The following is an 8,382-nucleotide window of genomic DNA, read 5'->3' as shown; positions in this document are numbered from 1 at the left end:
CGCCGCGGCGCGGACGGCCGGCGCGGCGGCGTTCGGCCCCCTGCCGCAGGGCGTGCTGCTTCAGCGGCTCGGGCTGGTGACGCGGGCCGCGATGCTGGCGCAGGCGCGGCCGCGGCTGGCGCGCGAGATCCTCTCGGGCGCCGAGCGGCTTATCGCGCCGGAAGGCATGGGACGACTGTTCAAGGCGCTCGCGCTCTGCGATTCGAGGCTTGGGCCTCCACCCGGATTCGAGGACGCATGACGGTTCCGTTCCTGACTGCCGGCCTGCCCGTCCCGCATGGGTTCTTCACGCGGGAGGGCGGCGTCTCCACCGGCCGTTTCGCCAGCCTGAACTGCTCGCTGTCGGGCCGGGACGATTCCGACGCGGTGCGTACCAACCGGGCACGCGCCGCGGATGCGCTCGCCCTGCCACCGGCCGCGCTGGTCGGGCTGACGCAGGTGCACGGCATCGCCGTGGCGGAGCTGCGCGAACCCTGGCCGGAGACGGCACGGCCGGAGGCGGATGCGCTGGTGACCGACCGGCCAGGGCTGCTGCTGGGCATCGTCACCGGCGATTGCGCGCCCGTGCTCTTCGCGGACGAGGCCGCCGGGGTGGTGGGCGCCGCCCATGCCGGCTGGCGCGGCGCGGCCGCCGGCGTGCTCGAGGCGACGGTGGACGCGATGGAGCGGCTGGGCGCGCGGCGGGGCCGCATCGCCGCCGCGATCGGCCCCTGCATCGGCCAGGCGAGCTACGAGGTGGGGCCCGACCTGCGCGACGCCGTGCTGGCCCGCAATCCGGCGGATGCGCGCTTCTTCGCCCCGGGCCGGCGCGAGGATCGCTGGTGGTTCGACCTGCCGGGCTATTGCTTGGCGCGGCTGCAGGCCGCGGGCATCGCCGCGGCGGCCTGGTGCGGCCGGGACACGCTGGCCGAGGAGGACCGCTTCTTCAGCCACCGGCGGTCCACCCTGGCGGGCGGCGGCCCGATCGGGCACCAGTTGTCCGCCATCGCGCTGCCGGGGAGATGCTGACCGTCATGCCCTATGTGGTCATGTTCACCATCATGATCTTCCTGACGCTGCTGGTCTCCTGTGCGCTGGTCTAGCCCGCGATCGCCCTGGGCGTGCACGCCGCAGGCGGGCACGACAGGGCGTGAATCGCCGGCTTCCGGATGCCGGATGCGGGTTGCGCGGACGCAGTCCATGCAACCCGTGGCCCGGCGCGGGCTGCTGGGGCTGGCGGCTGCCGGGGCGCTCGGCGCCTGCGGCGACCTGCCGCAGCCCTATCGCGGGCAGCCCGGGCGGCTGGCCATGCAGCTGGCCCGCCCGCCGGCCTATCGGCTGGCCGTGCCGGCCCCGGCCGAGGCGATGCTGACCGATGCCGATGCCGTGACCTTCGCCCGCGAGCTGGCGGAGGCGCTGCAGGCGCAGGAGGTGCCGGCGGTGTCGGGGGAGGCGCTGCCGCTCGACTGGCTCGTCCTGGCCTCCGCCACGCGGGAGGGCGGGCAGGTGGTGCCGCGCTATGCCGTGCGCGACGCGGATGGCCGCACGATCGGCCAGCATGCCGGGCGCCCCGTCAGCTTCCGCGACTGGGCGGAGGGGAACGACGAGGCGCTGAAGCGCGCCGCGGTGGAAGCGGCGCCCGCCCTTGCCATCCTGGTGGCGCGCGCCGACGCGCTGCGCCGCACGGGGGATGAGCGCGCGGCCGGTGCCGGGCCGCCGGTGGTGATGCTGCTGCCGGTGCGCGGCGCGCCCGGCGACGGCAATGAGAGCCTGACGGCGCGCATGGCCGAACGCCTGGCCGGGCTCGGCCTGCAGGTGCAGGACCAGGCGGATGGCGCGGGCTTCGCGGTGCAGGGCGTGGTCAGCGTGGTGCCGGCGGCGGCCCGCGGGCTGCAGCGCGTCGAGATCGTCTGGACGGTGTCGCGGCGCGACGGCTACGACCTCGGCCGCGTGCTGCAGCTGAACGAGGTGCCGACGGGCAGCCTGAACGGCCTGTGGGGCGATATCGCCTTCGTGGTGGCGGACGAGGCCTCGGGCGGCGTCCGCGACGTGATCGCAAATGCCGGGGGCATGCCGGAGCCCGCCGCGGCCGCGCAGCAGGCGGCGGGGGCGCAGCCACCGCCCCTCTGAGGCCTGCCGATCGTTGCGAGGGAGCGGTCATGCGTGCGGCGGATGCCACCGCGATGGACACCCAAACGTCACGTTGCTATCCGGGCGCACCGACCCGCTCGCCACCTCCCCGGGGCCTCGCCGCATGAAGATCATCGCCTGCAACAGCAACCGCCCGCTCGCCGAGGCGGTCGCCGCGGCGCTCGGCATGCCGCTGACGCAAGCCTCCGTCCGGCGCTTCGCCGACATGGAGATCTTCGTCGAGATCCACGAGAACGTGCGCGGCGAGGACGTCTTCGTCGTGCAGTCCACCAGCTACCCGGCGAACGACAACCTGATGGAGCTGCTGATCATGCTGGACGCGCTGCGGCGCGCCAGCGCGCGGCGCATCACGGCGGTGATCCCCTATTTCGGCTACGCCCGGCAGGACCGGAAGAGCGGCAGCCGCACGCCGATCAGCGCCAAGCTGGTGGCCAACCTGATCGTGGAAGCGGGCGCCCACCGCGTGCTGACGATGGACCTGCATGCCGGGCAGATCCAGGGCTTCTTCGACATCCCCGTGGACAACCTGTTCGCCGCGCCGCTGTTTGCGCGCGACATCCAGGAGCGCTTCGCCGGGCGCGAGCTGATGGTGGTGTCGCCCGATGTCGGCGGCGTTGTGCGCGCGCGGGCCATCGCGGCGCGCATCCAGGCGGACCTGGCGATCATCGACAAGCGCCGGCCGCGCGCCGGTGTCTCGGAAGTGATGAACGTGATCGGCGAGGTCGAGGGGCGGCACTGCATCCTGGTGGACGACATCGTCGATTCCGGCGGCACGCTGTGCAATGCGGCGGAGGCGCTGCTGAAGCACGGCGCGAAGAGCGCCAGCGTGTACGTGACGCACGGCGTCTTCTCGGGCGGCGCGGTGGCGCGCGTCGGCGCGGCGCCGATCGAGACGATGGTGGTGACGGATTCCATCCTGGCGACCGAAGCGGTGCGCGTCAGCCGCAACATCAAGCAGCTGACGATCTCGGCGCTGATCGCGGAGGCGATGAAGCGCATCAGCGAGGAGAGCAGCGTCAGCGACCTGTTCAGCTGACCAGGGACTGAAGCTCCTGGCCGCGTTTCCCCCTCCCCGCAGGGCGGGGGAGGGAAGCGGAGGCGAATGTGAGCCCGGCGCTCACCCAGGCGCGAACATCGGCACCGGCGGGCCGCCTTCCGTCGGCACCAAGCGCAGCGTCACCGCCATGCCGATCCGCACGCCCTCCGGCGCGACATCGACCAGGTTGGTGAAGACCCGCGGCCCTTCCGCCAGCTCCACCATCGCCGGGATGTAGGGCTCCTTCGCGCGCATCACCGTGTAGCTGTAGACCGTGCCGCGGCCGCTGACCGGCACCAGCTCCACATGCGGCGACAGGGTGAAGGGCGAGACGCCGCGCGGCGGGAAGAAGTGCCGCCCCGTGTCCTTGCAGCGACCGATCATCAGCCGGCCTTCGCGGCATGCGTCCCAGAAGGGCGCGGTGGTGGGGTCCGGGATCGGGGCCTGGATGGTGCGCTCGGACATCAGCTTCTCTCCAGGATCAGCGTCGCGCTGCCGTGCCGGTGGCCGAGCAGGCCGCCGGTGCCATGCGCCAGGGCCAGCGCGCAGTCCTTCACCTGCACGGCCGGATGCGCCTCGCCGCGCAACTGCCGCACTGCCTCGATCACCTTGGTCATGCCGCCCCGGTTCGCCGGGTGGTTGTTGCAGAGCCCGCCGCCATCGGTGTTGAACGGAAGCTTGCCGACTCCACTGATGAGGTTGCCGTCGGCCACGAAGCGCCCGCCCGCGCCCTTCGCGCAGAAGCCGAGGTCTTCCAGCTGGATCAGCACGGTGATGGTGAAGCTGTCGTAGATGCTGGCGTAGCGGATATCCGCCGGCGTCACGCCGGCCTCCTCGAAGGCGCGCGCGCCGGAATACCGCGCGCCGGAGAAGGTCAGGTCGTTGTACCCGCCGGCATGGGTCTTCAGCGCCTCGCCGGTGCCGCGTACCGTCACCACAGGGCGCTTCAGGCTGCGCGCGATCTCCGGCCGCGCCACGACCAGCGCGCCGCCGCCATCGCTGATCACGCAGCAGTCGAGACGGTGCAGCGGGTCCGCCACCAGGGGCGAGTTCACCACCTCCTCCACCGTCACCACCTTCTTCAGCATCGCGTGCGGGTTGTGCTGCGCGTGGTGGCTGGCCGCCACCTTGATCCAGGCCAGCTGCTCGCTGGTGGTGCCGAATTCGTGCATGTGGCGCATGGCGCACATGGCATAGGCGGCCGCGACCGTGCGGCCCATCGGGATCTCGAACTGGTCGTCAGGGATGGCGGGATTCTGCGCGCGCGTTGCGGTACCCGTCGCCTGGCCCTCGCTGCGCGGCCGCCCGGCCAGCGTGATCAGCGCCACGTTGCAGCGGCCGAGCGCGATCGCGGCGGTCGCATGCGCGACATGCGCCAGGTAGCTGCTGCCGCCGATATCCGTGCTGTCGACGTGCCGCAGCCGGTCCAGGCCGAGATATTCCGCGATGGAGAGCGGCCCCATGCCCGGCGCGTCGCCGGCGCAGAAATAGCCGTCCACGTCGTCCTTCGTCAGCCCGGCATCCTGCAGCGCGCCCCAGGCGACCTCCGCATGCAGCTGGGCGACCGACTTGTCCTCGGCCTTGCGGGTCGGGTGCTCATAGGCGCCGACGATGCAGGCCTTGCCGTTCAGGCTCATGGGCGGGCGTCCTCCGGGCCGCGGAGACTGGCGCGCGGGCGGGCATTGGGCAAGCCGGGCGGGGGCGCGCTATAGTCACGGGAACGAGGAGGCCAGCCATGGATGTCACCCCCCCGCTCGGGCTCACCGCCGCGACCGCCGGCTACCTGTCCGGCTTCGGCAATTCCTTCGAGACGGAGGCGCTGCCCGGCGCGCTGCCGGTGGGGCGCAACAGCCCGCAGCGCTGCGCCTACGGGCTCTATGCCGAGCAGCTGAGCGGATCGCCCTTCACGGCACCGCGCGCCAGCAACCAGCGGTCCTGGCTGTACCGCATCCGCCCCACCGTGGCGCATATCGCGCGTTTCCGACCGCTGGAGCTGCCCTTCTGGATCAGCGCGCCGGATGCGGCGCGCCACGACCTGCCGATCCAGCCGCTGCGCTGGCACCCGATCCCGCTGCCGGGCGAGAAGCTGACCTTCCTGACGGGCATGCGCACCATCACCACCGCGGGCGACGTCGCTGCCCAGACCGGCATGGCCGCGCATGTCGCGCTGGTCACCGCCAGCATGGTGGACGAGACCTTCTGGAACGCGGATGGCGAGATGCTGGTGATCCCGCAATCCGCGGCGATGCGCTTCCGCACGGAGTTCGGCGTGATCGACGCGAGCCCGGGCGAGATCGTGGTGATCCCGCGCGGTGTGAAGTTCCGCGTGGAGGTCAACGGCCCGGCGCGGGCCTATGTCTGCGAGAACTACGGCGGCGCCTTCACCCTGCCGGAGCGCGGGCCGATCGGCGCCAACTGCCTGGCGAACCAGCGCGACTTCCTCTCCCCGGTCGCGGCGTACGAGGACGTGGACGCGCCGCACCGCGTGGTCGTGAAGTGGGGCGGCGCGTTCCACCAGACGGAGATCGGGCACTCGCCGCTGGACGTCGTCGCCTGGCACGGCAACTACGCGCCCTACAAGTACGACCTGCGTCGCTACTCGCCGGTGGGGCCGATCCTGTTCGATCATGCCGACCCCTCGATCTTCACCTGCCTGACGGCGCCGAGCGAGACGCCGGGCACGGCGAACATCGATTTCGTGCTGTTCCCCGAGCGCTGGATGGTGGCGGAGAACACCTTCCGGCCGCCCTGGTACCACATGAACCTGATGAGCGAGTTCATGGGGCTGATCTATGGCCAGTACGACGCCAAGCCGCAGGGCTTCGTGCCCGGCGGCTTCAGCCTGCACAATTGCATGCTGCCGCACGGACCCGATGCGGAGGCCTTCGAGAAGGCGTCGAATGCCGATCTCGTCCCGCACAAGCTGGCCAACACCATGGCCTTCATGTTCGAGACGCGGCTGGCACAGCGCGTCACCGCCTATGCCGCCGCACTGCCGCAGCTGCAGGCCGGCTACACGGATTGCTGGGCGGGGCTCAAGAAGCAGTTCAACCCGGCGAAGCGGTAAGGACGATGCAGGACCACACGCACCTGGCCAGCCGGCGCAGCTTCGTCGCCTCCGCCAACGGGCATCCGGACTTCCCGATCCAGAACCTGCCGCTCGGCATCTTCGCGCTGCATGACGGCACCGGACGGGCGGGTGTCGCCATCGGCGACATGATCCTGGATCTGGATGCGGTGCTTGCGGCAGGCCTGCTGGACGGCGCGGCGGAGGAGGCCGCGGCGGCGGCCGAGGGCGGCGTGCTGAACGAGCTGCTGGCGCTGGGCGGCGGCCCGCGGCGTGCGCTGCGGCTGCGCCTGTTCGACCTGCTGTCGGAAGACAGCACGGAGCGCGCGCGGCTGGCGGGCATGCTTCACCGCGCCGCCGACTGCACGCTGCACCTGCCCGCCCGCATCGGCGACTACACCGACTTCTACGCGGGCATCCAGCACGCCACCAATGTCGGCGCGCTGTTCCGGCCCGACAACCCGCTGCTGCCGAACTACAAATACGTGCCCATCGGCTATCATGGCCGCGCCAGCAGCGTCGTGCCGAGCGGCCATCCGGTGCGCCGGCCCAACGGCCAGCGCAAGCCGGCCACCGAGACGACGCCGAGCTTCGGCCCCAGCCGCAACCTGGACTACGAGCTGGAGCTCGGCCTCTGGATCGGGCCGGGCAATGCGCTGGGCGAGCCGATTCCGATCGCGCAGGCCACCGAGCACATCGCCGGCTTCTGCCTGCTGAACGACTGGTCGGCGCGCGACATCCAGGGCTGGGAATACCAGCCGCTCGGTCCGTTCCTGGCGAAGAACTTCTGCTCCACGGTCAGCCCCTGGGTGATCACGCCCGAGGCGATGGCGCCCTTCCGCCGTGCGCAGGCGAAGCGGCCGGAGGGCGACCCGAAGCCGATGGACTACCTCTGGGACGAGCGCGACCAGGCGCATGGCGCGCTGGAGCTGGAGCTCGAGGTGTTCCTGCTCACGCCCGGCCTGCGGGAGAAGGGGCTGCCGCCGCATCGCCTGTCGCGCGGCCATGCCAGCGGGCTCTACTGGACGCCGGCGCAGCTCGTCGCGCATCACGCCTGCGGCGGCTGCAACCTGCAGCCGGGCGACCTGCTGGGCACCGGCACGATCTCCTCGGCCAGCGAGGACGGCTTCGGCTCCCTCCTGGAGATCACGCGCGGCGGCAAGCAGCCGGTGACGCTGGCGAGCGGCGAGACGCGGCGCTTCCTGGAGGATGGCGACGAGATCGTGCTGCAGGCCCGCGCGCGGCGAGCGGGCTTCGCAGGCATCGGCTTCGGGGAGTGCCGGGGGGTGGTCACGCCGGCGCCGTGACGGCGTGCGCTACCCAAGCGCCTTCGGCGCGCTGACGCTGGCGCGCAGGCGCGCATAGTCGCGCAGGAAGGCCAGCACCTCCGCGTGGCGCGGCGTGCCGGGGTCGTGCGCGCCCCCGCGGATCTCGCGCGACAGCGCGGCGAGATCCTGCGCGGGCAGCGACGCCGTGTCGGCCTTGGCCTCGCGCAGCGCGATCGCTATCGCGTTGGCCACCATGCGCGCGGCGAAGGCCTTCTCCGGCGGCAGGGCGGGCAGCAGTTCCTGGAGCACGACCTCACGCGCGGTCGCCAGCAGGTCGGCGCCGTCGGGCTTCTCCAGCATCAGCGTCCCTCGCTCAGTGCCAGGATCTCCCACTCCAGCTCCGGCACGATATGGCCGGTCAGCGCCAGTTCCAGGCTGCGGTCCTCGCCGGAGATGTGGCGCTGCGCCTGGTCGGCGGCGATCACCGCCCAGCGGATATGCGCCACCAGCTCCCACCAGCGCACGCGCGCATCGTCCACCTTCGTGCCGCTCTCGGCCTGATAGCCGGCATAGAAGCTCGCGCGCGGGCCGAGGCCGCCGGCTTCCTGCGCAACGTTGCCGAAGCGCCAGCACTTCGCGCAGAGCCAGCCGAGATCGGCATGGCCGTCGCCCCAGGCGGCGAATTCCCAGTCCAGCACGGCGGTCACGCCCGACGCGTCGAGCATGATGTTCCCGGTGCGGAAGTCGTTGTGCACCAGCACGGGCGGCACCGGCGGCGGCGCGCTGCGCTCCGCGGCGCGCAGGCCCCATTCGATGACGGGACGCGGCGTGCCGGCGGCGTCCAGCCGCGCGCGCATCGTCGCGATGGCGGCGCGTCCGGC

9 protein-coding genes and 1 pseudogene are annotated in these 8,382 nt (G+C 72.2%); 6 read left to right on the top strand and 4 right to left on the bottom strand.

What is annotated here, in order from left to right:
- The 4 genes and pseudogenes from OZN99_RS19880 to OZN99_RS19865 all read left to right on the top strand — a co-directional run.
- Nucleotides 1-241, top strand: a pseudogene (locus OZN99_RS19880) (class I SAM-dependent methyltransferase); the annotation flags it as partial.
- Nucleotides 238-1,008 (top strand): peptidoglycan editing factor PgeF, encoded by a 771-nt coding sequence (gene pgeF / locus OZN99_RS19875; RefSeq protein WP_270936996.1) that lies wholly within the window; start codon nt 238-240, stop codon nt 1,006-1,008. The pseudogene OZN99_RS19880 and the gene pgeF, both read left to right, overlap by 4 nt.
- Nucleotides 1,009-1,179: 171 nt before the next feature.
- Entirely contained in the window at nt 1,180-2,109 is a 930-nt protein-coding gene (locus tag OZN99_RS19870) for a hypothetical protein (protein ID WP_270936995.1), read from the top strand.
- 124 nt (nt 2,110-2,233) lie between these two features.
- Complete coding sequence (locus OZN99_RS19865; protein ID WP_270936994.1) at nt 2,234-3,166, top strand: ribose-phosphate pyrophosphokinase; 933 nt, start codon at nt 2,234-2,236, stop codon at nt 3,164-3,166.
- An 81-nt stretch (nt 3,167-3,247) separates the two neighbouring features.
- On the opposite strand, the gene OZN99_RS19860 is transcribed toward OZN99_RS19865, so the two are convergent.
- Together OZN99_RS19860 and OZN99_RS19855 are read right to left on the bottom strand one after the other, a co-directional pair.
- Entirely contained in the window at nt 3,248-3,631 is a 384-nt protein-coding gene (locus OZN99_RS19860; RefSeq protein WP_270936993.1) for a Zn-ribbon domain-containing OB-fold protein, read from the bottom strand.
- Nucleotides 3,631-4,803, bottom strand: a complete 1,173-nt coding sequence (locus tag OZN99_RS19855) for a thiolase domain-containing protein (protein ID WP_270936992.1) — start codon at nt 4,801-4,803, stop codon at nt 3,631-3,633. Before OZN99_RS19855 ends, OZN99_RS19860 begins: the two co-directional genes overlap by 1 nt.
- 98 nt (nt 4,804-4,901) lie before the next feature.
- On the opposite strand from OZN99_RS19855, the gene hmgA reads away from it, so the two are divergent.
- Both hmgA and fahA read left to right on the top strand, forming a co-directional pair.
- Nucleotides 4,902-6,233 (top strand): homogentisate 1,2-dioxygenase, encoded by a 1,332-nt coding sequence (hmgA, locus tag OZN99_RS19850; protein ID WP_270936991.1) that lies wholly within the window; start codon nt 4,902-4,904, stop codon nt 6,231-6,233.
- Between the two features lie 5 nt (nt 6,234-6,238).
- Nucleotides 6,239-7,540, top strand: a complete 1,302-nt coding sequence (gene fahA, locus OZN99_RS19845) for a fumarylacetoacetase (protein ID WP_270936990.1) — start codon at nt 6,239-6,241, stop codon at nt 7,538-7,540.
- A 9-nt stretch (nt 7,541-7,549) separates the two neighbouring features.
- On the opposite strand, the gene OZN99_RS19840 is transcribed toward fahA, so the two are convergent.
- Both OZN99_RS19840 and OZN99_RS19835 read right to left on the bottom strand, forming a co-directional pair.
- On the bottom strand, nt 7,550-7,861 hold the full coding sequence (locus OZN99_RS19840; RefSeq protein ID WP_270936989.1) for a DUF6285 domain-containing protein: 312 nt from the start codon (nt 7,859-7,861) through the stop codon (nt 7,550-7,552).
- Nucleotides 7,861-8,382 (bottom strand): phosphotransferase (locus OZN99_RS19835; protein WP_270936988.1); only part of this gene is annotated, 522 nt, incomplete at its 5' end. The genes OZN99_RS19835 and OZN99_RS19840, both read right to left, overlap by 1 nt.

Origin of the sequence: Falsiroseomonas oryzae, from assembly GCF_027856955.1 — a bacterium.
Classification (GTDB): Bacteria; Pseudomonadota; Alphaproteobacteria; order Acetobacterales; family Acetobacteraceae; genus Falsiroseomonas; species Falsiroseomonas oryzae.
This window is presented reverse-complemented; position numbering and strand designations above follow the sequence as displayed.